Here is a 25,956-nt window from a genome sequence, read left to right as displayed (position 1 = left end):
CCCAGATGAAACGATGACGATATCAGGATCGGGGCACCGTCTCCGGGCGCCGACCGAACTTGCCGGTCAGCCGCCCGCGGCGGCAATCAGTTGGCGCAGTATTTCCCGTTCCTCGCCATCGAGGTCGATCAGCGGCGGGCGTACAGGACCGGGTCCATAGCCGACGAGATCGACGCCGGCCTTGATGATGGAAACCGGGTACCCGGCCTTGCGGTCGCGCAAGGCTGCAAAAGGAAAAAAGAAACTGCGAAGTATCTCTTCCATGACGGCCCTGTCGCCCGCGCGCATCGCGCGATAAAAGCGCTGTGCGAGCTTCGGGACGAAATTGAAAACCGCGGAGGAATAGGTCGTTACGCCGACCCCGTTGAAACCTTCTGCGAAGAGCTCATGGGTCGGCATGCCGCCAATATAGCAGAGCCGGTCACCCAGCTTGGCCGTGACATGACGCACTAGGTCCACTTTGCCGGTTCCGTCCTTGAACCCGATCAGGTTGGGACAGGCATCTGCCAGGCGCGCCACCGTATCGGCATTGGCCACCGAATTGGCGCGGTTGTATAGAATGACGCCAAGGCCGGTTGCATCGCAGACTGCTTTGACATGCGCGAAGATGCCCTCCTGCGGCGCTTCAGTCAGATAGTGTGGCAGGAGGAGAATCCCGTCTGCGCCTGCGCCTTCGACGATCCTGGCCGTCTCATGGGCAAGTGACATGCCATAGCCGCACCCGGCGATGATCGGAACCTCGCCTGACGCTTGCTTTGCTGCACGCGTGACCTGTCCGACCTCGGCCGGTGAAAGCGAGAAAAACTCACCGGTCCCTCCGGCGGCAAACAGGGCAGCAGCTTCAAAACCCGACAGCCATTCAACGTGCCGTTGGTAACTGTCCAGATTGAGGTGGTAGTCCGATGTGAAGTGTGTGACGGGGAAAGACAAAAGCCCTGAACCGACTCGCGACTTAATTTCTTCAGGCGACACTCAATTTCCTCCCAACAGATGCATTCTGCAGGAAGTCATATGATGACTTTTAAGATGAGTCAACCAGACTCATCTTCTTTTTGTTCAATTTGCCATGGCGTGAGCGAACGATAGCGCTTGATGCCCGTAACGAGATGGCGGCGCATGGCCTCCCGCGCCCGATCCGGATCTCGCGCCATGATTGCCTCGGCGATTTTGCGGTGCTCGTCAAGGATAGGTCCGTCCCTGCTGGGCAAAGGATCGACGCCTCCCATAACGGTGCGAAACTTCACGCGCGGGATCATGCGCCGGCCGATGTGCTCCAGAAATGTGCGGAACCGTGCGTTGTTCGTGGCCGCTGCAATCGCCATATGGAACTGGAAGTCGGCTTCATCCGTTGGCCTGCCTTCTGCGACGAGTCCCGCAAAGATGTTGACCTGCGATTGAATCTCGGCCTCCTGCGCCGGAGAACTGCGCACTGCGGCGAGCGCAGCAGCCTCCACCTCGATACCGATGCGAAGTTCCAGCTCCTCGATAATGTCGGAAATCTTGCTTGTTTCCTCTGTGAACAGACGCAGGCCCGGATCACTCTGGCGCGGCCCGATCACGAACACGCCCGACCCATGCCGGGATTCCACCAGGCCGTCGGCGCGCAGCGCCGCGATCGCCTCGCGTATCACTGTCCGGCTGAAGCCGAATTTCTCAATCAGCGCCGGCTCGGTCGGCAATTTGTCACCGGGGGCATAGTAGCCGGCCTCGATTTGTCCCCGTATCGCATCGGCGACCTGAAAGGACAAGGAAGGGCGCCCGCCGCTTCGCTTCATGTTCAGCATCTGCCCGCGTATATCCGATTTTACTTCAGTCATCATATGACCTCGACCCGTTCCTTGTGATTTCATCTTATGGGAATGGTCGATGTTGGTACAGGGGCAGCCGGGGAAATATTCAATCTCTGTCGACGCATGCGTTGCACCTCTCGTGCTGTATGCTAATGCAAGCCAGTAAACTGGCCGGAGCGACCAACTTCACGGTGTCATTTGCGTCAACGGCAGCAGGGGTGGTGTCCGAAACCGATCGCTGCAACCGGAGGCATAAACGACATCGCGAGAAACCTGATCGGAGTGTACGTGCGATGTCTTTGGTGGGGGGCTCCATGCGTCAACGAATTAAAACTGAGAGGGCTAAGGCATAGCCGGAGCCCGTCTTGAGTATCGAGAAGGCCCGGGAACGGGTAGTGGAAGCCGAAAACGAGAAAGCCGGTCTGCCGCTGCCATGTCGCCGGGTTTGCTTGAACAGTCGCACCTTAAACCTGGAATATCCGAACCTTTATATGCGCGCCATACCCACAATTTTTGTGAAGGAGGTATCAAATCGCAACCTGGAGCGGCTTGATTAACCCTGGGCGCATCGATTATCTTTACTATTAGCACTCGATTTGTTCCCGGCTGGCGCCAAAGATCTGCAATGCCAAAAGGAGACCCTAGGTTTGGACGGACAACTTCAATCGCTCATTGACACGCTCGATGTCGCTATCGACGAACGCATGATTGAAAGCGCAATGAAGAGTTTCACGATTGCGTGCGGGTTCGAGCGTTTCGCCTATCTTCAAACGGCCGGAACAGAAATCAAGACTTTCAATTCCTATCCTGCGGAATGGCAGTCGATTTATTTTACAAATCGATATTCCCGTATCGATCCGGTTGTAACGACAGCCAAGCGGCACATGAAACCCTTTGCATGGTCGGCAGACGCTTGGCCTCGCGGCGATCTGTCGAGGGAAGAAAAACAGTTTCGCTCCCAGGCGCTCATGTTTGATATTCGATCTGGCATTACAATTCCGGTTGAAGGCAGCTACGGTTCCACCCTCATGCTCACCTTCGCTTCCTCTCAGCCGCAATGCGATGCAACCATTCTCGGCGACCCGAGGAGGGCAGAACGGGCGGTGCTCTATATCCACCATCGCTGGCGCACAGTGGCGCAGCGTCCCCTCAGCATGCCGAAGCTTCTGCTTTCACCAATGGAACTCGTCTGTCTCAAATGGTCGGCGGAAGGCAAATATATGCCGGACATTGCCGAACTGACAAACAAGCGGCATCGTACGGTTCAATATTATCTCGATAATGTGCGCGCAAAGCTTGAAGCGACCAATCTCAATCACGCAATCGCGCTTGCGAAAGACATGGGTATTCTTGAACCCGATTGACTTCTTCAGGCCCCTCCTCCGGCACCTTCGGTATATATCCCAACAGATCGAGGAGTTCGGACAAGTGATTTTGTTGAGCAGCGGTTCTTTCCTGACGCGAAAGACATTCTGCAGCAAGTCTTTCGATCTGCTCCGTGGGTACCTGGGGGTTTGCCCTGGCTCTTTCCCATTCTTCATAGATGATCTGATCGGACTCCAACAGGCGCCGATGTTCGCGAATGGCGTCGATAACGCATAGCTCCAATTCAACCTTGCTCATTGATGTAAGGTTTGTGCGGTCAAACTTGTTACTTGTTTGATTACTGGATTTTGGTTTCACGCGTATCTCGCCAATTTTGATCTTGATTTGTTTGGCCAGCAACGTTGTACGGAAGCTGGATGAACGGAACCTCTGAATCGTGTACCAAACATATGTAACACTTCAATGCATACAGCGTCACTCATGATCTTCAACATGATCGCGTCAGTATGATGTGCCGAGTTCGCAGGTTTCCAAGTCTCTCGTATCCGTCCATCGGTGTCGATTCCCCATTAGAACTTCGTGCTCAACCATTGAACGAGTTCGCCGTTTGCGAAGACGAGGCCCACGCAGCGGCGGGCGATACCGATTGCAGAGTATACTCTGTAGCTGAATGCACTGCAACGCGCATGACTCCGGATCATGGATATTCGAGAGATCTTTGCGCTCAATCTCAGGACGCTGCGACACGCCAGGGGGCTTTCGCAAGAGGAACTCGCGCACCGTGCAAACATCCATCGCACTTACATCAGTTCCCTGGAAAGATGCGTTTACAGCCCGACCATCGATATGGTGGACGGCATCGCAAAAATCCTTGAGGTGGAAACATTCGAGCTCCTCGTTTCCAGGCACCGTTCCGCTGCCAGCAAGACAGCCAAATCGGAGTTCAATCCATCCTCCGATGTATGATTGCAACGCGTGTAAACTCACCGCTGTTTCAGATAAATTCCGATCATCGTGCTTAATCATCAGCCTCGCCCATCATTTGCGCATTGGAGACCGAGTGTCCGCTGCCCTCTTCTGCTGCGAGGGTACACAGCATGAGAGCGGTCTTGTAGGATTGTTCGAAAGCTGGAACGGGCAGAAATTCGAAGCGCGAATGGAAATTGCAGGCGCCGGTGAAAAAGTTGGGGGTTGGCAGACCACGGGCTGACAGCGCCGCCCCGTCGGTTCCTCCGCGCATCGGTACAAGCTTTTTTTCAATCCCGAGATTTTCGAGTGCGCGAAAGAGCAATTGTGCCGGGCGAGGGTCGGCATGCAGGTGATCAGCGATGTTATGGTAGGTGTCAACGACATTAAGCTGCACCAATCCGGAAGTGTACTGTGATCTTATCTTTTCGGCGATGTCGCCGATGCGCCGTTTTCGCCGCCCGAATTCTTGCTTGTCAAAATCACGGATTATGACTTTCAGGTGCGCTTCGTTTTCATTGGCGACGATATCCTTGAACCAGTAATAGCCTTCGCGGCCTTGTGTGCATTCAGGTGTTTCGTTGCGATCAAAATGAGAGATGAAATCGAGAGCCATCAGCAGTGGATTGACGAGAACGCCCTTTGCCGACATTGGATGCGCGGTGACACCGGTAAAGACAATATCGGCTGATGCGGCATTGAAATTCTCGACGACCACTTCGCCGAGCGCGCAGCAATCAATGGTGTAGGCGAAATCGCATCGAAATCGATCAAGATCGAGCGCTCTCGCACCGCGCAATCCGATTTCTTCATCGGGAACAAAGGCGACAAAAATGTCTCCGTGGCGCTTTGAAGGCTCCAGCCGTGCCACCAGGGTCATAAGAACCGCGATGGCTGCCTTGTTATCGGCACCAAGGACGCTTGTACCATCGCTGACAATAATGTCCTCATCCTTCCAGGGAAGAATCTCCGGATGTTCCGCGACACGCAACCAGATGTCTTGCCCGGGATTGAGACAAAGGTCCGATCCTTCGAAACGCTTGATCTGCGGGCGGATAACCGGAGAAAGACCGACATCGACGGTATCGAGATGGGCGATGAAGCCGACAGGCGGTGCGGCCGGGCAGTTGCCGCGTTTCACCCCTGTGACGATGGCGTGCTCATCGACGATGACCTCCTCAATGCCGAGGTCACGCATCTCACTGGCGAGCAGTCTGGCCAGTTCAAGCTGGCCCGGAGACGATGGCAGATCGGGTGAAGCAGCATTGGTCTGGCTTTCTATCGCTACATACCGGAAGAAGCGGCTGACAAGTTCATCGCGGATGCCTGGTGGTTGCCGGGTCGAAGACATTCTGATCTTTCTTCAGTGGTATCGGAATGATTTGCAGCGCGTTGGTCTTGAGTATCCGAGGCTCAGACGCGCAGGATGCCGATCCCGTCAGCAAGGTCGATCTCGGCGCCCATATCTGCCGATTGGCGTTTGAACCGCTGCAGGATTCGTGTCGCGCTTGTTCCCGTTGCAAGGTGAGGTACCAATCGGCCCTCGAGTGAGTGACCGCCAAGGCTGTCTTCTCCGCCGATCACAATGGGATAAAACCGGATGTCGATCAGCGTGTTGTCGTCTCCGTAGGCGCACAGGCCAACAACACTCTCCCAGACCTCGGGTGCATGCCACGCGGTCGTTTCTGACCTGACATGGAAGATGAAATTGCCAAGGCTGTAGAAAATCGGGCGCTGGCGATAGATTTCCACCGGTTGCAGCACGGGCGCGCCATGGCTGACGAACATGGCGGCGCCCGCGTCAATACATTGTCTGGCAACGGCGCTGACCCAGTCCGGTACCTGATACCAGTTTGAGGCCCAGTGATGATGGTGCAGATAAGCCATGACAAGGCATCCATCGCTTGCAGCGGAATTTATTGCCGCAAGGTTGCTGGCCAGATCGTCTTCATCGATTTTAATGCTCCTGCCACACCTTGGCGCCCGTTTGAAGATTGCACGGCCAAGTCCGATCTCCTCATGCGGGTCTACAAAGGGTGGATCATCAGGCTGACTGTCATTGGTAAGGTCGATCGCCGTATAGCCGACTTTTTCCCTGACGACCCGCATCTGGTCAAAGGCTTTGTGATCGAGCTCGATGATCTGTGACAGACCAAGCCTGTTGACACCGGGCCTTTCCGGTCGATTTTTGCCGGCATTGGCTGCATACATGAAATCTGGACCTGGCCCGCCATCCATCGCGACGATGGCAACTGATCTTCCCCGGATCGTCGCGGTTCCTGCCCGCGACGCCTCGCTCCGGTTGCGGCCAAGGCCGGCATGGAGAAAGCCGCGCTTCTCCACCTCTTCGAGGGTTGAAAGCACACCGGATGGGCCAAGGTCGAAGGCGTGATTGTTGGAAAGCGAAAGCCCGCCGAAACCGGTTGCCTGCAAAGCATCGAGAACGACGGCGTCGCTGCAGCCAAAGAATGACCCTTTCAAAGGCCAGCCGCCATGGCTTCCAAGGATCGTCCCCTCGAAATTGGTGAATGAAAGATCTGCGTGATGCAGCAGTTGCCGGACGTCATCAAATGCCGGGGTGCCGAGACTGCGAATATCGTGTTTTATAAGCGACTGGCCTGTAACGGCCAATGTGAACCTGTCATTCATGAGTTGCCTTTGTGGAGTGTTGTTTTGATATCCGCAATGCGGGTGTGGGAAACGTTCTGTCGATGCCTATTTCCTTGTCCCTCAACAGGTGAACCGGGCGGGCCGGGCATCGATGAGGGTGCGTGTGTAGGGATGTGTGGAGTGTGTGAAGACGAAGTCGGAGGATCCGGAGTCCACAACCTGCCCGTCCTTGAAGATGTAGACGCAGCCGCACAGCTGCTGCACGACGGCCAAATCATGGGAGATAAAGACCATCGTCATGTGCTGCGCTGTTATGGTGTCCTTCAAAAGCTCGATGATTTCGGCCTGTACGGACACGTCAAGCGCCGAGGTCGGCTCGTCTGCGATGATGATCTGCGGGCGTGCCAGCAGCGCCCGCGCAATACAGATGCGCTGCTTCTGGCCGCCCGAGAGCTGATGGGGATAACGGGAAAGCAAGCTGCGGGCCAGACCGAGCCGGTCCATCATGGTGGCAGCGTCGGCGGGCTCGTCTTCGCGACCGGCTTTTGCACCGAAGCGAATGGCCTCGCGCAATGTCTCGCCGGCACTCATCCTCGGATTGAGCGACACCGAAGGGTCCTGGAAAATCATCTGAACCCGGCCAAGAAGGCCGTTGCGGCCGCCTCGTTTCGAAACATCGAATGCGTCTTTGCCGATCGTGACCGTCCCTGCCGGCGCCATATCGAGACCGGCGATGATCCGGCCGATCGTCGTCTTGCCGCTTCCGCTCTCGCCGACAATGCCGGTGATCGCGCCACGCGGCAGCTCAATACTGACATTGCGCAATGCGAAACTTGCCTTGTTGCGGGACAGGTCCCACGCGAACCCTTGGCGACTGAAGGTTTTGGAAACACCCTTTGCCACGAGAAGCATGGTGTTGTCCGCGCCTGCATTGGTGGAAATGGACCTGTTGCCGTTCTCTGGACCGTTGCCGGCAGCCGCCGCGACGCTTCCGGGGCCGGGCAGGTGCGGCGCGCGGCCATGGATCCCTGCCGGGATGGTCTCCTTGCCCGCCTTGTTGGAAATGGCCAGATTATCATGCCCTTGGCCCTCGCCTGCCTCCGCCGGGACGGTCCCGCTGCCGCTCGTCTGCGTGCAACCCGCTGCCGCCGAGATCCGCAATCGCGGAACTGCGGCAAGCAGGGAGCGCGTATAATCGTTTGCGGGTGCATCAAGAATGACCGAAGTGCGATCCTGTTCGACCACCCTGCCCTTTCTCATGACGAGCACCCGGTCGGTGATCTCGGAAACCACGCCCATGTCATGGGTGACGAGGACGATGGAAATACCGGTGTCATCAACGAGAGTTCGCAGGAGCTTCAATATCTGCTTCTGTACTGTGGCATCAAGTGCCGAGGTCGGCTCGTCGGCGATGATGATGTCGGCAGATCCCGCCAGCGCGACAGCGATGACCGCGCGCTGTCTTTGTCCGCCGGAGAATTGATGCGGATAATTGCCGTATCGGCGCTCAGGCTCCGGAATGCCGACCCGGGTCATGAGCGCGATAGCCCGGGCGCGTGCCTCCCTTCTCGAAACAGAAGCGTTGATTGCCAGGATCGTTTCCTGCACCTGTGCGCCGACGCTCATCAAGGGATCGAGCGAGGCAGTGTGGTCCTGGAAGATGGCGGATATCCTGCGGCCCCTGATGGCATCGCCACCTCCTGCCATGGTGTCGCCCGTCCCTTGCATGGCATTGATTGGCCTGCCATCCAGTTCGATCGATCCCGACATCCGCTGGAACCCGGGAGCAAGCAGACCGAGAATGGCGTTGCCGAGGGTGGACTTTCCGGCACCCGACTCGCCGATGATGCCGACGATTTCGCCGCGCCCGAGTTCGAAACTCACATCCTGCAGGATCGTCACCGGTCCGGGCGCAGAAGAATAGCGCAGATTAAGGTTCTTCACCTGAAGAAGAGGTGCTGTTCGGCTCTCAAATGTCATAGCGGGCGGCTCCTTGGATCAAGACGGCGCCGGACCTCTTCGCCGACAAGGTTGATGCTTGCGATCAGGCCGAACAGCGCGAGACCGGGAAAGAGGCTGGTCCAGTATTGTCCGGTCAAAAGGTACTGGAACCCGTTTGCGACGGCCGAGCCGAGCGATGGCTTGTCGATTGGAACGCCGAGGCCAAGAAAGGACAGTGTCGCTTCAAGCGCGACTGCATGACCGATCTCGATGGGAATGAGGGTCACAGCCGGTGCAATGCTGTTGGGCAAAAGGTGGCGAAAGATAATCCTCGACGTTGGCAGCCGCATGAGGCGGGCGGCATCCATGTAGGACTTGTTCGTCTCGCTCAATGCGACGCTGCGCGCCAGTCTGGCATAGGTTGCCCATTGCGCGATGATGAGGGCCAGGATGATCCGGTCGATCCCGGGGCCGAGCGTGACAATGGCGACCAGGGCGACCAGAATGGTCGGAAGGCTGAGCTGAAGATCGACCAGTCGCATGATGGCGATATCGACCCAGCTGCCGAACCAGGCAGCGCTGACGCCGGCTGTCAGTCCGATCAGGGCGGCAATGGCAGCGCTTGTGACCGAAACCACCAGGCTGATGCGCAGGCCATAAACTATGGTGCTGAGGATATCTCGTCCCAGCCCGTCCGTTCCCAGCAGATAGAGATAGCCGCCGGTGCCGGGCGTGCCCGGAGCAGACGAGGCTTCCCATCCATAGATCTGCAGCGGATCATAGGGGTTTTGCGGCGCGATGACCGGTGCGGCAATTGCAAGCACGATATAGGCTGCAAGCACGATCATGGGAATGGTCAGGACTTCACGACAGCGGGACTTTTTCAGGGCCGGAAGGATTTCGGTTTTCATCGGAGTTCACCTTTATGAGGACAGGCGCACGCGCGGATCGAGCACGGCATGAAAGAGATCGACAAAGGCATTGAGGGCGACGAAAATCACCGAAATGAACGTCAGCGTCGCCATCACCACCGGCCGGTCGAGGAGCTGGATGGAGTCGATCAGGAGTTTGCCGATACCCGGCCACGCGAAAATCGATTCCACCACGACCGCAAATGCCAGCATGCCGCCGAACTGCAGGCCGATGATCGTCACAATCGGCACGCTGATGTTCGGAAGGGTATGGCGAAGCAGTATTCGCCTGGAGGAAAGGCCCTTGGCGTGGCAAAATCGGGTGAAGTCGAGACTTTCAACTTCAATCGTGCCCGAGCGCGATAGCCGCGCGATCAATGCGATATTAGGTATGGCAAGCGCCAAAGCGGGAAGGACAATATGCCAGACCCCGTTGCGGGTGAGGATACTCCATTCCTGCCCGAGCAAACCAAGCGTCGCGCCTCTGCCGCCGGACGGAAACCATCCGGTCAGGACAGCGCCGCCAAGGATCAGCATCATGGCGAGCCAGAAAGACGGAATGCTCAAGGCAAATACACTGGACTTGAGAACAATCCGGTCAAATACTGTTCCGCTTTGCCTGCCGGCGAGAAGCCCAAGACCGATACCGACCGGTCCTGCAACGAGCATTGCGACGCAGGCAAGCTCAAGTGTTGCGGGCAGCTTGCTGATGACAAGTGCGAAGGCCGGCATATGATAGATATACGAGGTCCCGAAATTCCCCCGTACCACATTGCCGATGAACACGCCGTATTGGTGCCAGATCGGTTGATCCAGTCCAAGCGCGATCGTGGCATTGCGGATATCCTCGGGCGTGGCGGTTTCGATGTTGACGATGTTGAAGACCGGGTTGCCGACACTGTGAATGCCAAGGAAGCCGATCAACGACATGGCGAAGAGAAGAAGGATGGCTTGCGACAACCTTCCCAGGGCAGCTGAAATGAGGGCCATGATCGCTTACTCCGTCACGGCAGATGTCTGCATGGCGGTCGTCCAGCCGCGGGGATGCATCGCATAGGAGGCAACCCGCTTGCCGTAACCGACAATATGGTGGAAGTGATAGAGCGGGATGATGGGTTGGTCGGCCATCACCAGATCCGTCGCCTCGGCAAGTGCCTTGTTGCGCGCGGGGCCTTCCGGAGTGCTTTGCGCCTTTGCCAGCATCTCGTCAAAAGCCGGGTTACGATAATGCCCGAAATTCAAGGCACCGCTGCCGGTCTGCGGACTTGGTGATGCAAGGAGTGCGTGAAGGATGACATCGACCGCCTCGCCGGAGGTGCCACCATACCAGAGCCCATAATCGCCGGCGGCACGCTTGGTGTTGAAAACAGAAAAGGGAGAGGCAGCGGGCCGGACGGCCACCCCGATACGGGCCCAGCTTTGGGCGATTGCCTGGATGCTCTCGCCGTCACCCGGATAACGGCCCGCGGGACCTGCCAGAACAACGCTGAAACCGTCGGGAAAGCCGGCTTCAGCCAGAAGGGCTTTGGCCTTGTCATAATCTGGAGCTTCGGGCTTCAGATTGGCGGAGGTGCCGGGAAGCCCGTTCGGAAAAACCTGTGCTGCAGCGGTGCCGTAACCGGCAAGAATCTTGTCGACGAGAACACCCCGGTCCGTTGCCATGGCAAGCGCACGCCGCACCAGGGGTTTCCTGAAGGGATTGGGTATCTGCTCTCCCGTTTTGCCTGTCACGCCGGGGAGCGTGTTTCTTTCCACATCGAACTGGAGGAAATTGATGCGGGCTGCACCGACGCTCGCAATCTTCGCGCCGCGCTGTTTCAAGGATGCCACATCCCGGGCCGGAATGGCGTCGGCAACATCGACATCGCCGGTGGTCAGGGCAGCAACACGTGCAGCGGGGCTTTCGATAATCCTGAACGTGACTTCTGGCCAGGCAGGCCTGTCGCCCCAGTAGTCATTGTTTCTCTCAAGCTTGAGCATCTCGCCGGAACTCCAGCTTGCGAACCTGTAAGGCCCCGTGCCGACGGGTGCGCCCGTACCGACGGGAGCGCCCGCGCCAGAGGAAGCGCCGCCGGCATTGAGTTCCTCCGTCGTCTGAAACCCCTGCCCCGGCCGGTGCATGATGAAGATGGAAGAAAAGGACAGCGGCAGATTGGGAACGCTGCCGTTGGTATCGATGACGACAGTCAGGGGATCGGGCACTGACACCGACTTGATTGCGCTGACATAGGAGCGAAAGCCGCCACTCGGCGATTTTACGAAGTCCCGGATGCGTTCGATCGTGTACACGACATCATCCGCCGTAAACGGCGATCCGTCATGAAAGCGCACATTGTCCCGCAGCTTGAACTGCCACCGCGTTTCGGATGTCGCACGCCAGGAAACGGCAAGGCCAGGCTTCAGTTCAAGATGCTCGTCCTGATAGACGAGCCGCTCATAGATATGGGAGAGCAGCGAGGTATTCTCGTTGAGGTTGGCGTAATGCGGATCAAGCGTCATCAACTTGTACGATGTCGCGATCCGAAGTCCTTCCTGTGCCCGTGCCGCCCCGGAAAAACTGATCCACGACAGGATCACAATCAGCAGGGCCGACAAAAGACATGAACGAAACGGGTTTCCTGATTTCATTATAAGTTCCCTCTTTTTTAAGATTCTGAACGCAGTTGGCCCACTGCGGCGGAAGGGCTTCCACCACATGTCGGCGCGATACCGGGCCGTTGCTTTGATATTTTTGAAGAGTATCCTCTGTAGATGAATACTCTTCAGTACGGAATCACTCCCTTTGTGAAGACGGACAATGCGTTATTCGAAAACTGAAGAAGGCGCCCGCATTGACCGGGTTGAAAGGGCTATGACGATGAAGAAACCTATACGTTTTGCTCCGCCGGACGGAGTGACCGTTGCCGGCCGCGGGCGGCATGCTAACCACCCCCGGCCGCCCTTCGCCTTCCCGGCGGCGACACCTGATCACGCCCGCTTCTCTGAAACGACATTTGCGCGTCGATCTTCAAAAGGTCGGCAATGACAGCGCGGATTTGCGGCCAGGGATATTCGTCGCAGGCAGCATCAGGCTGCCACTTGTCGACGATGGCGTGCAACTTGGCAGTTGCGCCCATGATTGATTGGGCCGGTGTGTACCACAGGATCTCTGCAACTCTGTTCTCAGCGATAAATGCCTTCCGCTCCTGGTCGAGGGCTCTGCTGTACCCTAGCTTCTCATCGCTAGCCTTCCAGGCATCGGCTGCACTCTGCGGCGAGCCGGCCATTGAGATGAGTTTCGCTTCAAGCTTCTGCTGGCGCCGGCACGATTTACTTGCGTCCAGCCGTGCAGCGCACCATTCGCGCCACGTCATGACCGCCGGATCGTCATCGCAAGCCTCTGCCGGTGCGGTAATCCCGGCAGCAAGGTGCGGATATGTGGGTAAAGACGCCGCCAGCACCGAATGGAAATCTCTCCGCGTGACCGGAGGCAAAGTTCTGCTATTGTCGGAATCAGCCATGATCCGAGCTCCTTACAGCTTGGTAGTGGTTAGGCTGCATTCGGTGTTACAAGCGCCGGGTGCAGCCGTGTGATGTTTTTAGTACCACATGGTCATATAGTTTACAATGGAAAATCGAAAAAACATGAGCGGAATAACCGGGACTCAAATTCGGGCAGCACGGGCTTTGCTTCGATGGACTGCGGAAGATCTCGCGAAATCCGCCGGCGTTGGAGTCATGACAGTACGTCGCGCGGAAGCTGACGACGGCCAACCAACCATTACAGGAGCAAATCTCAAACTGATTAGGATCACCTTGGAGGATGCCGGCATAGAGTTCATCGCGCGCAATGGCGGCGGCGTAGGCGTGCGGTTTAGAAGCGGGAATGACGAGCAAGAAACCACGGAAGGCTGATGTGTTGGGCGATTTCACCTTGATCAAGCAGAGCTCGCCGAGAATTCCGTCTAGACTGGAATTACAGTCTCAACCGTTCCGAAGAATCGGAAAGGTCAAAGCGGCAACAATGCGTCAGGCTTCACGTCACCGATTGATGCGTAACTGTGGGTTTCTCTGACGCCGGGAAGTGGCAGAATGAGCCGATGCACGAACCACAAGACCTGGCAACCATATCTGCTTGATAAGGAAGCTTTCCTGTCAGTCGTCAGTGAAGGAAACTTGACAGAGCTCGATGCGGCACTGGCTGCAGTGAGATACCTGCACATATAATCCATTTTATCGCTTACTTAAAATCACGGGTCTTCACCTTGATCGTATCGATATGAGCGTAGGGATCATAAAAATCGCGGGCTTTCATTCCTTTTGGAACCGACCTCGTATCCGGCTCGGGACTGCCATGGTGGAACTCATCGCCGCGCCCGTGCGGCAGGGGAAAGGCTGTATCCCGATCGCCAACGCTGGCCAGTTCTGATGACAGATCGGTCAGTTTATTGGCGACGAGGTGAACGACCTCGCCCTCGCGCTGAATCTTGCCCTTGATCGCCATCATGCCAGCCGACAGTACAATGGATCGGTACTTTTCGAACACCTTCACCCACACGACGAGATTGGCAATGCCGGTTTCATCTTCAATGGTGATGAACATGACACCCTTTGCCGATCCGGGACGCTGGCGAACCAAAACAAGTCCTGCCGTTTCCACCCATCGGCCGTCGCGTGATTGCATGGCCTCGGCGCAGCTTATAATGCGACGTTGACGCAAGCTTTGCCTGAGAAACGACACCGGATGATCACGCAGGGACAATCCGACATGCCGGTAGTCTTCCACCACCTCGCTTCCGGCTTTCATCGGGTGCAGTTGCACGGCAGGTTCACGCAATTCTGCAACTGTTTGCGCGGCGCGGTGCGAAGCGCTGGCAAAGAGGGGCAGCGGTTCATCGCGCAACGCTTTGATTGCCCAAAGAGCCTCACGCCGTGCCAGGCTCAAGGCAGACCGAAGAGCATCTGTTTCGGCAAGCTGTACCAGCGATGATGTGGAGACAGCTGCCCTTCGCCACAGATCATCAACAGAACTGAATGGTTGATCGCTGCGCGCGGTGACGATTTTGGCGGCATCCCTGTTTGCAAGCCCCCTGACCATCCGCATGCCGAGACGGACGGCAAATTTGTCGTCGATATCGGTTTTTTCCAGGGTGCAGTCCCAGCGGGATGCATTGATGCATACGGGTCTGATTTCCACACCGTGATCGCGCGCATCACGCACAATCTGGGCCGGAGCGTAGAATCCCATGGGCTGTGCGTTCAAAAGCGCGGCGCAAAAGACATCAGGGTGCCAGCATTTCAGCCAGGAAGACGCGTAAGCGATCAAGGCAAATGATGCTGCATGGCTTTCGGGAAACCCATAGGAGCCGAAGCTTTCCAGCTGTTTGAAAGTGCGCTCGGCAAGTTCGCGTTCGTACCCATTTGCAACCATGCCCTCGATGAGCTTGGTACCAAATCTGGACACACCGCCCGTATACTTGAAGGTGGCCATCGCCCTTCGCAGCTGGTCTGCCTCGCCTGGCGTAAAGCCCGCACACTCGATGGCCACACGCATCGCCTGTTCCTGAAACAACGGCACGCCAAGCGTTTTTCCGAGGACCTTTTCCAGTTCCGGTTTGGGATAAATGACCTCTTCCTTGCCTTCCCGCCGCCGCAGATAGGGATGCACCATATCGCCTTGGATGGGTCCGGGCCGGACAATAGCCACCTGAATGACCAGATCGTAAAAGGTGCGGGGGCGGATCCGTGGCAGCATCGACATCTGCGCACGGCTTTCGATCTGGAACGTCCCGAGCGTGTCAGCCTTCCGGATCATGGCATAGGTACGTGAATCCTCGGCAGGGATGGTCGCCAGATCGATATTGATGCCCTTGTGCTCCGAAAGAAGATCAAAGCCACGTTTCATGCAAGACAACATGCCGAGCGCCAAGCAGTCCACCTTCATGAATTTGAGGATATCGATATCATCCTTGTCCCACTCGATGACCTGGCGATCCGCCATGGCTGCCGGCTCGATCGGCACCAGCTCATCAAGCCTGTCATGGGTGAGAACAAATCCGCCAGGATGTTGCGACAGGTGCCGGGGTGCTCCCGTCAATTGTTGTGCCAGATCAAGCGCGAGCCGCAACCGGCGGTCACTCATGTTCAGATTGAGACCATCGGCATGCTTGGCCTTGATGTCTTCTCCCCAGCCCCAGACCTGCGAGGACAGCATTTTGGTGACGTCTTCCGGCAATCCGAGCGCCTTGCCAACGTCACGCAATGCCCCCTTGGATCGATAGCGGATGACCGTCGAACAAAGCGCGGCATGGTTGCGCCCATAGGTGTCGAACACCCACTGCATGACGATCTCGCGGCGTTCATGTTCAAAGTCGACATCGATATCGGGAGGTTCACGCCGTTCTTCGGAGACAAAGCGCTCAAACAGGAGATCATTGCGTTCCGGGTCAATCGCCGTGATCCCAAGCACATAGCAGACGGCGCTGTTGGCCGCCGATCCCCTGCCCTGGCAAAGAATGTCACGCGAGCGGGCAAAGCGGACAATGGAATTGACGGTGAGAAAGTAGGGTGCGTATCCAAGCGTCTCGATCAATTTCAGTTCATGTTTCAATGATGCGACCACTTTATCGGGCAGTCCTTCAGGGAAACGCGCGGCCGCGCCTTCCCAGGTCATCTTCTCCAATGCCTGTTGGGACGTCAGTCCCGGATGCGTTCGCTCCTGCGGATATTGATAAGCAAGTTCGTCAAGGGAAAACCGGCAGCGGTCAGCAATCTCGAGCGTCCTGGCCAGTGCCTCCGGATAGCGGCTGAACAGGCGCGTCATTTCTTCCGGCGGCTTCAGGTAGCGGTCAGCATGGCGTTCCCGCCTGAAGCCTGCATCGTCGATGCTGACATTGTGACGAATGCAGGTGACGACATCCTGCAGGATGCGGCGTTCGGGACTATGGAAGAGCACATCATTTGTCACGACCGTCGCCACGCCGGCCTGCGCGGCAAGATTGGAGAGATCATGCAACCGCAGCTGATCGTTGGGCCGTCGTCTCAAGGTCAACGCCGCGTAGGCCCTGTCGGAAAAGGCTTGCCTGAGCTTGCGCAGCTGGACGGCGCAAAGATCATCAGCCCGGTCCGGCAAAAGGACTGCAATCATGCCTTCGCAATATGCGAGGACATCGGACCAATCGAGAATACATCTGGCCTTGCCGCCGCGCTTTTTTCCAAGCGACAGCAGGCGGCAAAGACGCGAATAGGCCGGACGGTCCATCGGGTAGACCAGAACCGACATGCCATCGCAAAGATCAAGCCGGCATCCGGCGATCAACCTGACGCCCGTTTCCCTGGCGGCCTGGTGAGCTCTCACAATCCCGGCAACACTGTTGCGATCGGCAATGGCAAGTGCCTCGATCCCCAGGGTTGCGGCTTGGGCAAAAAGTTCCTCGCAGGAACTGGCCCCGCGCAAAAAGGAAAAATGCGAGGTGACCTGCAATTCCGCATAGCGGCTATTGTTCATCCGAATAGTCCGTGCATGAACCAATGGTGCGATCCGGTGTCCGTGTTCTCGCCGTCTCCTGCCCGGTAGATCCAGAACCGTTCTCCCGCCTCGTCTTCGACAATGAAATAGTCTCTGACAGCAGACATCTCAGCATCACGGTGCCACCATTCTCCAAATACGCGTTCTGGACCATCGGCCCGCTTGATGCGGTGCCGAATGCCCTGCCAAGTAAAGGATCCGGGGGGATGGTCCGGCAGCAATGCCACGGTCTCGATCCGTTCGGGAAATTTCAGCAGACGCGTCGGTCGCGGCCAATCGAACGGCCAGGTTTCTGCAGTATCGGGTGAAAGTGCCGGAACCCGTTTGACCGACCGCTCGGGAACATCGCTGGCCACCGATGCAACACGGTAAATCCGGGTTTCCCCGACACGGTTCGTCAATGTATCGATCAGTGCCGAGACATCGGCATCCGGTTTTTCGATCAATGATGAAATTGTCTGCTTCATCCCCAGAGGCTCGGCAATTGTTGCGACAAGGGTCATGAGTTCAATCCCGAAGCCCGGATCAATCGTGCCGATCTTGTCGGAAAGAAGCCGTGTCAGTCGCCTCACATCGCGCACGGCAAGTGCGGTGCCGACCCGGACAGCTTCAATGCGGTTGTCGACCCTGTGCAACAACAGATCCAGCCGTCTGGCTCCAAGACCTTTTGTTTCCAGCAAGGCACATAATTGTTCAACCAGTTTACCAATGTAGCGGGCGATGGTTTCGCTAGCGCCGATGGGCTCGGCAAAGGCACGGCGCACTTCAATCAAGTCAGGCGTGCGGATTGGATCGATCGGTTCGGCAATCCGTCCATAAGCCCGATCAAGGCGTCGTCCGACCTCGGGCCCAAAGCGCAAGGTCAGAGGCGCGCGCGGCGTCCGCTCAAGCTGTCCTATTGTGGTGAAACCGAGGATGCGCAGGCTCTCCGCGGTATTGGCAGGCAGTCGCAGTGCAGTGACTGACAGCCGTTCAAGAGCCGCAGCATTGGACCCAGATGGCACCACCGAGATTGCTGCGGCACTCGTTCGCGCCAGCGCGTGGGCCGCACCCCATGTATCGGCGATGGCAGCGCAGGCACCAATGCCTGAGGCCTCAAACCGCTGCACGATTTGCCTGAGCATTGCTTCTTCCCCGCCAAGCAGATGATCGGCACCTGTCGTATCAAGAACAATGCCATCGGGATGATCGGCAGCAACGATCGGTGCATAGCGCTGCATCGCCCATAACGCCAACCGTTCCAGCGCTTCGGCATCGGCTTTGGGATCCGCGTCCATGGTCACGAGCCCGCTGACCAGGGCTTGCGCCTTGGTTGCCGCCATGCCGACGCGCAATCCGGTACTGAGTGCTGCCCTGTTGACGGCACTCACCACACGGCGGCGTGCATCACGGCTGATAAGGACGAGCGGAACCTCAGACGGAGGCGCGGCGTCGCCCAATTTCCTTCTGAGGCGATCCGTAGACCACGTCGGAAGGAAGAGCGAGACGACCCTTGTCATCGCAGGCCTCCACTTCAAAATCGGCAGATTCCCCGGCACGGCAGCGGATCAGCTCAAGTTGCCAGCGTGCTCGGCCGACGCCCGGCACCGGCAAGGGGGATGAGGCAAGCGCCGTTACCCGCCATCTTGTCACCGATGCTGTCGGCTGGCCGAAATCTGCGGCCTCTGCCTGTCGCCGCCAACGCCGCACCGCAATGCCGATCGTGCCGGATCCCTCTGCTGCGAGCTGCAAGCGCCGCGATGAGGTCATCGACAACCGCGCCACCTCGGCTACGACAGCGCCAAGGCCACCATGGCGAAGTCCCTCTTCAAAACAGGAAAGCACTGCCTTTTCGTCGCCCGCCTCCACATAGATTACACGGTTGCTTGCAAGCCCCACCTGAGCAATTGCCGGAGCAAACAGATCCTGCCGGGTTATGCACCAAAGCACCTTGCCTTTGGTTCTTGCGGCAATGCCTGCTGCAAACAGTGCCGCAACCGCACCATGGACCGCGCCATTGCCGCCGCCCGCCACTTCATGCAGACTGCCAAGTGCAAGCCCTCCACCGGGTAAAACGCGGTCTATCAATTTGACGCCAAAGGGAAGAACCTCCGCTGCACGCGCCCTTCCTGCCTGCAGCCGTTCAATACGGTCACGAAGTTCGGCAAGGATAGGTGTGGTTAGAGCGTCTTTCATTCACGATCCTTTGGCGCTGCAACGTGCGCAGGGATTTGATTGTTCCCTTTTTGTTCTTACTTTCGCAATGTCGAGTCAACTGAATTTGCGAGGCTCATGCCAGCCTGAGGGATAAGCCACGGATTCGAAACAAGTTTAAATTTTTGAGTAAATGGCGGCGCTGTCGCTGGAATTGAACGATTTGATATGAGAAATCGTAAAAACTGCCCAACTTGCGGGAGGGGAGCATAGGCCGGGCCCTGTGCGCAGTCGAACTCGCACGCAGTTAAAGGCGATGGATCGACCGCCCCGGAAGAAAAAGGTGGCGGGAAGGACCTGCCTATAGAATATTGGTCACGGGGCCAATCACAGGGCATGGCGCGACCGGCAAAGGCAACTCAGGGGGGGTGATTGATGTGCAACCTCTACAGGCATAAAAGCAGCTACCAGGAAGTCGCTGACCTGTTCAAGACGCGCAGCAATCTGACGAATATGACCGAGTTCGATCTGGAAATCTTCCCGGACTATCCCGCTCCTATGGTCAGGAACGATGCTCACGGGGAACGGGAACTAGCCATGTTGCGCTGGGGTATGCCCTCGCCCGACAAGGCTGTCACCAGCACAGGCGTGAACTACGGCACCACAAACATTCGCAACCCCCATTATGACCACTGGAAAAAATGGCTTGGCAAAGAGTTTCGATGCCTGGTGCCGGCAACCAGTTTTTCAGAGTATGGACCGAAGCCAGATCCCGTTACCAAGCGCAAACCCCTGCATTGGTTTGCTTTGAACGAAGATCAACCCATGTTCTGCTTTGCCGGTCTCTGGACGTCCTGGCGCGGTATCAGGAAAGCCAAAGAGGGGCACATTGATGTTGAGGTGTTCGGGTTTTTAACGACCAATGCCAATGCTGTTGTCAAACCGATTCACGAAAAGGCGATGCCGGTCATCCTTCGCACAAGAGAAGAATTCGACATCTGGCTCAACGGGTCACCCCGCGAAGCACTGCAACTGCAGCGCCCTCTGCCTGACAGCGATTTGATTGTTCTAGCGCCGCCAAGGAAGATCGAGGAAGAGCCGCTTTTGCTCTGAGAGATTTCAACATGACCGGATATTTCGAACGGGACGCCAAACGTAAACTCAAGATCGGCTTCATCGTCGAGTTCGTACTTTTGCTCGTTCTTATCGCGGTTCGCGTCGCGCTATTAATTGGTGATCCGGCCCCCCCGACGCTCAAGGGATGGCTGATCGAATATACAAACCCATCCTTTGTTCTGAATCTAGTTCTCATATTCCTCGCTACAGCAACCTGCCTGATGCTGTATATCAACAGGAACTATGACAAGCTGGTCAGGAGCGTCGAGTCACATAAGCATCGTGTTCCGCCGGGGTTGCTTCCCAATCAGTCTGTGGGCTTTATTGCCAGTACTCAGGTGCATGGAATGATTGGCGGTGTTCAACTAGGATCAATCGTCGTCACCTTCATATTTGCAGACATTGTCATTTCGCACATTCTGCGATGACCGGAGCAAAAGGAGAAGCGCCATGCCCTGGAAAGTCAGATTTCGCGGAAAAACCTACAGCATTGAGAGCTATTTCGATGAAGACTACATGGCAGAAGTCGAAGCGAATATGACTGACGTTGAGGAACTTCCCGGTTCGTTCGATGTCGCCTCGAACGGCGAGGAAATCGTAGAGAATATCACCATCGCTCAATCCGCCGATCCGACCGAGTTTCCTTTTGAGGCTGTCCGGGCAAGTCATCCTGAACTCGGCGAGATTTACATTTTCACAGGCGTGCCGGATGAAACCGAGGGTGAGGTGCACGTTCTCTATACCAATGCGGCTGCGAACGATCCCGTTTACAACGAGACAGCATTTGAGGGCGATGGCACATGATGGTCATAGTTCCAAAGCGGAACGGCCTTAACTAAAGCGTGAAGTTGATGGCCCGATAGCACGCGTGAACCGAACAGTTGGAAAAGGAGTCGACAATTTGCCTATTCTTTTCGATGGAATGCTTCTTGCTGATTATCACCAAATCTACCTGGAGGATGCCGCCATTAGTGCCAGCTTGCCAGCGATCTGGAGGGATGGGGATGTTGAGGCTCGTATACTCGTTGGCAAACATAGCGTTACCTTTGCAACCGCACGCAATCTGTCTGTTCCGGTTCGCGTAGAACTTCACGACGTAAAGCCGGAGATCGATGCGCGAACCGCAGACCACATTGTAGTCGGCAACTTTCTAACTTTGGGTAAGATCGTTATCGCGGGGCTGTTGGATTACATTCCGGAAGCCAAACACGCAGATGTACCTGCCGGAAATCTTTGTGCAATGGCCGTTTCAACAGGATTGGGCACGCTTTCAGAGGATGGCATTCAAGGAGACGATCGGTATTCTATCCATCTCTGGCCATGTGAGCAAAAGGGCGTGACTGTTTTGCGCCAATGGCAAAATAAATGAAGAAACCTGATGTCTACCCCCCTCGCCCAAGCCTGAATACCCGCCCATATGGAACCCGCACCCGCCGGGTTGTTCGTGCATTGGTGCGATCATAAAGACTGCAAGGTATGGGGCAGCTTTGGTTTCTCTCGACGATATGGAATTGTCTGGTATTGCGGCGAGCACAAGGGCGACGGCAAGGTTTAGTGTTGCTTCTTCTCGGCCTCATCCAGGCGCTTTAACAAATCCCTGAAAGTTGTATCCGTTGCTATCGGAGGTTGCGCAGAACGCATTTGCATCCATGAAGCTTAGCTCAAGCATCTGATTGCGGAGATTTGTCACGCTGTCGCGCTTCTTTTTTGGATTGTTCTCATTCACAGCTTCGCCTTTTGGGTTTGGCATACAACCCACCGCGACGCTATTAGTTCCTTATTATCGAGAGGATGGACTCTTTCCAGTAAAGGAGTAGAGTCAGTACAACATCGAGACAATATTTCGGCGTTCGATGTTTGAGAGATCATCTGTGCTCCCGCCCTACCGCGAGGAGCATTTTTATTATGACTTTCCAAACAAATATCTATGCAAATAAGTATACGTCCGCCGACTGGACCATCCTGGAGGAAGCGTACAAACTGGCTCTCGAACAGATCGGAAGCAATCCGGATGTACAGCGGGATCGCCTGGCTGGATTTATAATGACTTTCTTCGATCGAGGAGTGCATTCTGTCAGCATCGTCAGTTCGCTGGCAATGAACCGGGAGATGAGCTTGGTAGATGCTGCGCGTGCACGACGATCGCCCGCTGACAACAACGATATAATTTCGAGCGATGAAGCTCTTTATTACGACTGGAAAACACTGGAATGGAACGACTCGACCACAAACTAGACTGCAAGGATTGCGGTACAATCTATCTGGAGATTCCAGAAGATGTGGCAAGTCATACTCCTATATATTGCAGCACCTGTGACCAACTTATGGGACGCTGGGAGGAGTTGGAAAAGGACTTCAGCCAACAGGGAGGCCAAGACGGCGTATTTTCAATGCATGATGGGAAGATTGATCGGATTAGCTAGGAACTGATCCCCTGCAAGAGTCGTTCACCGACTCATGGAAGATAAACCCTTCAAAGAAATAACAATAATGACCCGCCAGCTCGGCAAGATGAAGGTAATAACCTCCATAATGCAGGCGGCAGAGTTCATCGTGAACGAATGGCCGGGCACGGATACCGAAAGGCTTGATATCGCCAAGCACGCGTTGCTTGAATGCTATGATGGTAAGCTGTCGCCCGGCGTTGCTCGTATGGCCTTCATTGAAGCTGCAAAGGAAGCTGACATTTACGTTGAGGCCGCTGGCCGTCCGCCATCGATCGGCAAGCTTGAAAAGTGGCGCAAGGGAAAGATGCGACGCAGAGTTTAATAATTGTACTCCGATAATTTCCGCATTAAGAATTAAGTTTCAAGAACGCGATAAATTGGCTTAATCCAACCCTCTCGGGTTTTATATCATCATCCCAAATGTTTTCTATCAAAACACCGCTTCTGGTATACGTTACGCAGAAAGCGTTTCCAGTGAGTTGCAGTGTGGCTTGGTTTCCTGCCAGAATGTTCTCTGCAAACGCGATGTAGCGCTCTCGGTCTGCATATGTCTGTATGTCACTATCAATTAACTCTTGGAGCAGCATTCTGGTCCTGTTTGTTCCGTAGAACGATAGCCGCGTTGCAGAGTGACCGCAAGACGCCGCCCCACCCGAAGGAAAGAGCGGCGCCGCTGAAACAAAAAAGATTGAGGGCTTGTAGGAATCCTATTACGCCGTTCGTCCTACGTTTATAGCAACCAGGGGGAACATAAGATGTCTACAGTCGCAACAGTAAAAGGCCCTGCCTCGTACTTTCCATCCATCGAGAAAAAGTATGCTCAGCCAATTGATTATTGGATGTCTGTTTTGGCAAGTTTGAAAGATCAAAAGCATATGGAAATGGTTGCACTGCTTAAAACGCAGTACAATATGGGTCACGGGCACGCCAACGCATTAGTAGCTCATTTTCGGGCAAAGAATGACGGATAATCAACACCCAATAGGGTCCCTCCCGTTACTAGCTGGAAAGCTGAATAAGTCGTAGGGCTCAACAGGGCAAGTCCTCCCCGGACTCCTTTGCCTTTTCCAGCACAAGCGCATCAATAGCTCGCTGCTCTTCTGGCAAGCCCCAACCCGCTTTGATGGCCTCTTGATGGATAGCGTACATATCTTTCGAAGAAACCTTGTCGAGAAACCGATCTTTCAATGCTTCCCGGCATTCGGCTTCGCGCTGTTTTTCATCCTCGTACTTAAATCTAGGGGATGCGATACTCATGGCACTCACTCCTACGAAACGGAGTCAATGCGGGCGAAGCGAATCAGTTCCATATACCCGCATCCTGATCGATACGAGGGCAGATACAATGGAGGCCGCCTCGACTTATCTAATCTTCGTCGCCTTCCAAGAGGTCAGCTCCCATCGCGGTTTGATAAATCAACTCTCGTGCTTCCTCAGTTGAAATATCGCCCGCCAGTGCTTGCCGGCATATCTGTTCGGCTGTTTCCCGTTTTGAATTGGGGTGGCGCGGCCATAAGCCATGGATATATCCGAGCGCCTCCGTTACCGAGGTTATCTCATGGGCTTGGTCCAACCTCGGGTCTTTGAGATAAATCGGGGCAAATTTGTCAGACATCACAGTTCCTTATGTTCGTCCACGGTCATTGTATTCTCTGCCTCTTCAAGCCTTCGCAGCAATTCTGCAAATCGCCCGTTCGTCTCAATGGGCGGATTGCTTCCGTCTGCAGCTTTCCGCAAAGCGGGTGGTTGCGAATCTCTGCTGAGATTCTCCAAGATCCTGTGGTTGTTGGGCTTTTTATCATTCATTGCCAAGCTCATGTGTTTGGCAACGAACCAAATTAACGGCGTATGGTTCCGAAAAATATTTACGTTGGTTGGCACTGTAGGATTACACAGTAGAAAACTTCGAAGCACCTGACCGAGTTGTCTGGAATTATTTTGGCTGGAGATAACTGGCAGGATTGACAGGCGATTGACCATGTCCATTCTTTTTATGCTAACCTGTCCGATTGTCCGGACGGGAGAGATTGTTTGACCGATGAAATCTTGATTTATGTTGTTGCAGTGCTGGGCCTGATTACCCTTGGCTTATTCATTTACCGGGGCAGAGACTAACCCTCACGAATAGCTTTCAATAGCAGCATGCCGCGATCATCGCTAAATCTCTGCTATTTTTTATAGCTAATGTTTACCAATGTACTTGCCCCAACCTGTGTATAGTACACTTCCATCAGCTCTGTTTTCCAATAAGCGTTTCCAGCCATTCCCTCAACCGTCTCCGGTGCGCCCAAAATTTCTGTCAACCCACCCAACAAACCGGCATCACTGCCCAGACTGTAGTTGCATGCCTTGTGGCTGTTGGGCCCCTGCGCAATCCAGAACGACAAACTCACGACGTGCTCGCCTTGTCCGTGGTGCCATCCAACGATATCGACTGACCCGCCGTTGTAAGCAAGAAAGCCGGTGCGCCATTCATTGAAATCCGCATCGCTCATTCTTTGCCAACTTAATTGGTCACCATTTGCCGCCGCGTCTGAAACTGTTGATGAACTGCAAATATCAACCAGTTGTGTCGCGGTCAGAGTTTTTGGCAACGCGAAGGCACTTTCCACGGTCAAAAAGAGACTGCACAACGTGCAAAGTAGAGAACTGCGCATGCGGTGTCGATCTCCGGTTCATGACTTTGTGAGCCTAAAACAGAACATTAAACAAATCTATTAGACGTTGGATTGCAGTCACGACTTACAAACATCTTGTGATAAACAATGGTTGCCGCCGGTTGGAGTGGCGCAACCTTGATAATGGTGTATCGCCGGTTGGCTTAACTCCGATGAAGGCGCCACGATGGGGCTGCCATGTTGCGAGGATCGGGCCATGGTCTTTGTGCACCACGCCTATTGTGTCAGGTGTTCTGGCTCTGGCTCGCATTTGGTCCATCTCATGATAATCTCTCGCTATAACAAGGTTGACTGGAGTGTGATGATGTTTTCGAGAATCACGAAATCTGCTGCACTTATTAAAGGGCTCGTTAGCGATCCGATTATCAAGCAGTTGGCGATCAATACCTCACTGGGTGAAGGATTTCTTGACTGCCAACTCCGCCAGAGAAAGGATGGCACTACATATCATGTTCTGAAGGTATCCGGCGGAGACACGACTGTTTGGGTCTCCTTGGAACGGGAAAGCATTGTGCAGCTTGCGGATTTTAT

The 25,956-nt window shown here is 55.4% G+C and carries 28 protein-coding genes; 11 read left to right on the top strand and 17 right to left on the bottom strand.

Translation table 11 applies throughout. From position 1 onward, the window contains the following. Positions 1 to 66 precede the first annotated feature (66 nt). Both kdgD and V9K92_RS00995 read right to left on the bottom strand, forming a co-directional pair. Positions 67 to 972, bottom strand: a complete 906-nt coding sequence (kdgD, locus tag V9K92_RS01000; protein WP_337352916.1) for a 5-dehydro-4-deoxyglucarate dehydratase — start codon at positions 970 to 972, stop codon at positions 67 to 69. 59 nt (positions 973 to 1,031) lie between these two features. After that, the gene (locus V9K92_RS00995; RefSeq protein WP_337353479.1) at positions 1,032 to 1,784 is read right to left on the bottom strand and encodes a FadR/GntR family transcriptional regulator; all 753 of its coding nucleotides are present in this window, start codon (positions 1,782 to 1,784) and stop codon (positions 1,032 to 1,034) included. 371 nt (positions 1,785 to 2,155) lie between these two features. On the opposite strand from V9K92_RS00995, the gene V9K92_RS00990 reads away from it, so the two are divergent. Further along, on the top strand, positions 2,156 to 2,347 hold the full coding sequence (locus V9K92_RS00990) for a hypothetical protein (RefSeq protein WP_337352915.1): 192 nt from the start codon (positions 2,156 to 2,158) through the stop codon (positions 2,345 to 2,347). Between the two features lie 90 nt (positions 2,348 to 2,437). Then, entirely contained in the window at positions 2,438 to 3,154 is a 717-nt protein-coding gene (locus tag V9K92_RS00985) for an autoinducer binding domain-containing protein (RefSeq protein WP_337352914.1), read from the top strand. Here the strand turns inward: V9K92_RS00985 and V9K92_RS00980 are convergent. After that, positions 3,102 to 3,473, bottom strand: coding sequence for a transcriptional repressor TraM (locus V9K92_RS00980; RefSeq protein ID WP_337352913.1), 372 nt, complete (start codon positions 3,471 to 3,473; stop codon positions 3,102 to 3,104). The genes V9K92_RS00985 and V9K92_RS00980 overlap by 53 nt on opposite strands. A 342-nt stretch (positions 3,474 to 3,815) precedes the next feature. On the opposite strand from V9K92_RS00980, the gene V9K92_RS00975 reads away from it, so the two are divergent. Beyond that, positions 3,816 to 4,082, top strand: coding sequence for a helix-turn-helix domain-containing protein (locus V9K92_RS00975; RefSeq protein ID WP_337352912.1), 267 nt, complete (start codon positions 3,816 to 3,818; stop codon positions 4,080 to 4,082). A gap of 52 nt (positions 4,083 to 4,134) precedes the next feature. Here V9K92_RS00975 and pepT read toward each other — a convergent pair whose 3' ends face one another. From pepT to V9K92_RS00940, 7 genes are all read right to left on the bottom strand, one after another. Beyond that, entirely contained in the window at positions 4,135 to 5,433 is a 1,299-nt protein-coding gene (gene pepT, locus V9K92_RS00970; protein ID WP_337352911.1) for a peptidase T, read from the bottom strand. Positions 5,434 to 5,495: 62 nt separating this feature from the next. Continuing rightward, entirely contained in the window at positions 5,496 to 6,731 is a 1,236-nt protein-coding gene (locus tag V9K92_RS00965) for a CapA family protein (protein ID WP_337352910.1), read from the bottom strand. A gap of 81 nt (positions 6,732 to 6,812) precedes the next feature. Then, positions 6,813 to 8,672, bottom strand: a complete 1,860-nt coding sequence (locus V9K92_RS00960; RefSeq protein WP_337352909.1) for an ABC transporter ATP-binding protein — start codon at positions 8,670 to 8,672, stop codon at positions 6,813 to 6,815. Then, entirely contained in the window at positions 8,669 to 9,544 is an 876-nt protein-coding gene (locus tag V9K92_RS00955) for an ABC transporter permease (RefSeq protein ID WP_337352908.1), read from the bottom strand. Before V9K92_RS00955 ends, V9K92_RS00960 begins: the two co-directional genes overlap by 4 nt. Positions 9,545 to 9,556: 12 nt before the next feature. Further along, positions 9,557 to 10,534 carry an ABC transporter permease gene (locus V9K92_RS00950; RefSeq protein ID WP_337352907.1) on the bottom strand — a complete coding sequence of 326 codons (978 nt, stop codon included), beginning with the start codon at positions 10,532 to 10,534 and terminating at the stop codon, positions 9,557 to 9,559. Between the two features lie 6 nt (positions 10,535 to 10,540). Continuing rightward, positions 10,541 to 12,172, bottom strand: coding sequence for an ABC transporter substrate-binding protein (locus V9K92_RS00945; RefSeq protein WP_337352906.1), 1,632 nt, complete (start codon positions 12,170 to 12,172; stop codon positions 10,541 to 10,543). A gap of 293 nt (positions 12,173 to 12,465) precedes the next feature. Beyond that, positions 12,466 to 13,044 carry a hypothetical protein gene (locus tag V9K92_RS00940; protein ID WP_337352905.1) on the bottom strand — a complete coding sequence of 193 codons (579 nt, stop codon included), beginning with the start codon at positions 13,042 to 13,044 and terminating at the stop codon, positions 12,466 to 12,468. A 124-nt stretch (positions 13,045 to 13,168) separates the two neighbouring features. Between V9K92_RS00940 and V9K92_RS00935 the strand changes: the two genes are divergently transcribed. After that, the gene (locus V9K92_RS00935) at positions 13,169 to 13,438 is read left to right on the top strand and encodes a helix-turn-helix domain-containing protein (RefSeq protein ID WP_337352904.1); all 270 of its coding nucleotides are present in this window, start codon (positions 13,169 to 13,171) and stop codon (positions 13,436 to 13,438) included. Positions 13,439 to 13,763: 325 nt separating this feature from the next. On the opposite strand, the gene V9K92_RS00930 is transcribed toward V9K92_RS00935, so the two are convergent. The 3 genes from V9K92_RS00930 to V9K92_RS00920 are packed head-to-tail and all read right to left on the bottom strand — an operon-like array spanning position 13,764 to position 19,226. Further along, positions 13,764 to 17,030, bottom strand: coding sequence for an error-prone DNA polymerase (locus tag V9K92_RS00930; RefSeq protein ID WP_337352903.1), 3,267 nt, complete (start codon positions 17,028 to 17,030; stop codon positions 13,764 to 13,766). Continuing rightward, on the bottom strand, positions 17,027 to 18,550 hold the full coding sequence (locus V9K92_RS00925) for a Y-family DNA polymerase (RefSeq protein WP_337352902.1): 1,524 nt from the start codon (positions 18,548 to 18,550) through the stop codon (positions 17,027 to 17,029). Before V9K92_RS00925 ends, V9K92_RS00930 begins: the two co-directional genes overlap by 4 nt. Continuing rightward, positions 18,465 to 19,226: an ImuA family protein gene (locus tag V9K92_RS00920; RefSeq protein WP_337352901.1), complete on the bottom strand. Its 762-nt coding sequence runs from the start codon at positions 19,224 to 19,226 to the stop codon at positions 18,465 to 18,467. The genes V9K92_RS00925 and V9K92_RS00920 overlap by 86 nt, the downstream gene beginning before the upstream one ends. Before the next feature lie 393 nt (positions 19,227 to 19,619). Here V9K92_RS00920 and V9K92_RS00915 point away from each other — a divergent pair, with 393 nt between their 5' ends. The 7 genes from V9K92_RS00915 to V9K92_RS00885 all read left to right on the top strand — a co-directional run bounded on the left by V9K92_RS00915 (position 19,620) and on the right by V9K92_RS00885 (position 23,718). Beyond that, positions 19,620 to 20,297 (top strand): SOS response-associated peptidase, encoded by a 678-nt coding sequence (locus tag V9K92_RS00915; protein ID WP_337352900.1) that lies wholly within the window; start codon positions 19,620 to 19,622, stop codon positions 20,295 to 20,297. Between the two features lie 11 nt (positions 20,298 to 20,308). After that, entirely contained in the window at positions 20,309 to 20,728 is a 420-nt protein-coding gene (locus V9K92_RS00910) for a hypothetical protein (protein WP_337352899.1), read from the top strand. Between the two features lie 22 nt (positions 20,729 to 20,750). Next, positions 20,751 to 21,104 (top strand): hypothetical protein, encoded by a 354-nt coding sequence (locus tag V9K92_RS00905; protein WP_337352898.1) that lies wholly within the window; start codon positions 20,751 to 20,753, stop codon positions 21,102 to 21,104. Between the two features lie 97 nt (positions 21,105 to 21,201). Continuing rightward, on the top strand, positions 21,202 to 21,669 hold the full coding sequence (locus V9K92_RS00900) for a hypothetical protein (RefSeq protein WP_337352897.1): 468 nt from the start codon (positions 21,202 to 21,204) through the stop codon (positions 21,667 to 21,669). A 536-nt stretch (positions 21,670 to 22,205) separates the two neighbouring features. After that, complete coding sequence (locus V9K92_RS00895; protein ID WP_337352896.1) at positions 22,206 to 22,535, top strand: hypothetical protein; 330 nt, start codon at positions 22,206 to 22,208, stop codon at positions 22,533 to 22,535. A 255-nt stretch (positions 22,536 to 22,790) separates the two neighbouring features. Continuing rightward, positions 22,791 to 23,069 carry a DUF982 domain-containing protein gene (locus V9K92_RS00890; protein WP_337352895.1) on the top strand — a complete coding sequence of 93 codons (279 nt, stop codon included), beginning with the start codon at positions 22,791 to 22,793 and terminating at the stop codon, positions 23,067 to 23,069. A gap of 433 nt (positions 23,070 to 23,502) precedes the next feature. Then, positions 23,503 to 23,718: a DUF4287 domain-containing protein gene (locus tag V9K92_RS00885; RefSeq protein WP_337352894.1), complete on the top strand. Its 216-nt coding sequence runs from the start codon at positions 23,503 to 23,505 to the stop codon at positions 23,716 to 23,718. Between the two features lie 58 nt (positions 23,719 to 23,776). On the opposite strand, the gene V9K92_RS00880 is transcribed toward V9K92_RS00885, so the two are convergent. The 4 genes from V9K92_RS00880 to V9K92_RS00865 all read right to left on the bottom strand — a co-directional run bounded on the left by V9K92_RS00880 (position 23,777) and on the right by V9K92_RS00865 (position 25,404). Continuing rightward, a complete protein-coding gene (locus tag V9K92_RS00880) occupies positions 23,777 to 24,004 on the bottom strand; it encodes a hypothetical protein (RefSeq protein WP_337352893.1) in 228 nt (75 codons plus the stop codon). A gap of 109 nt (positions 24,005 to 24,113) precedes the next feature. Further along, positions 24,114 to 24,362 (bottom strand): DUF982 domain-containing protein, encoded by a 249-nt coding sequence (locus V9K92_RS00875; RefSeq protein WP_337352892.1) that lies wholly within the window; start codon positions 24,360 to 24,362, stop codon positions 24,114 to 24,116. After that, on the bottom strand, positions 24,362 to 24,733 hold the full coding sequence (locus V9K92_RS00870) for a hypothetical protein (RefSeq protein ID WP_337352891.1): 372 nt from the start codon (positions 24,731 to 24,733) through the stop codon (positions 24,362 to 24,364). The genes V9K92_RS00875 and V9K92_RS00870 overlap by 1 nt, the downstream gene beginning before the upstream one ends. 182 nt (positions 24,734 to 24,915) lie before the next feature. Continuing rightward, positions 24,916 to 25,404 carry a hypothetical protein gene (locus tag V9K92_RS00865; protein WP_337352890.1) on the bottom strand — a complete coding sequence of 163 codons (489 nt, stop codon included), beginning with the start codon at positions 25,402 to 25,404 and terminating at the stop codon, positions 24,916 to 24,918. Between the last annotated feature and the right edge of the window lie 552 nt (positions 25,405 to 25,956).

The organism is Phyllobacterium sp. CCNWLW109, assembly GCF_037203905.1.
Taxonomy (GTDB): Bacteria; Pseudomonadota; Alphaproteobacteria; order Rhizobiales; family Rhizobiaceae; genus Phyllobacterium; species Phyllobacterium ifriqiyense.
This window is presented reverse-complemented; position numbering and strand designations above follow the sequence as displayed.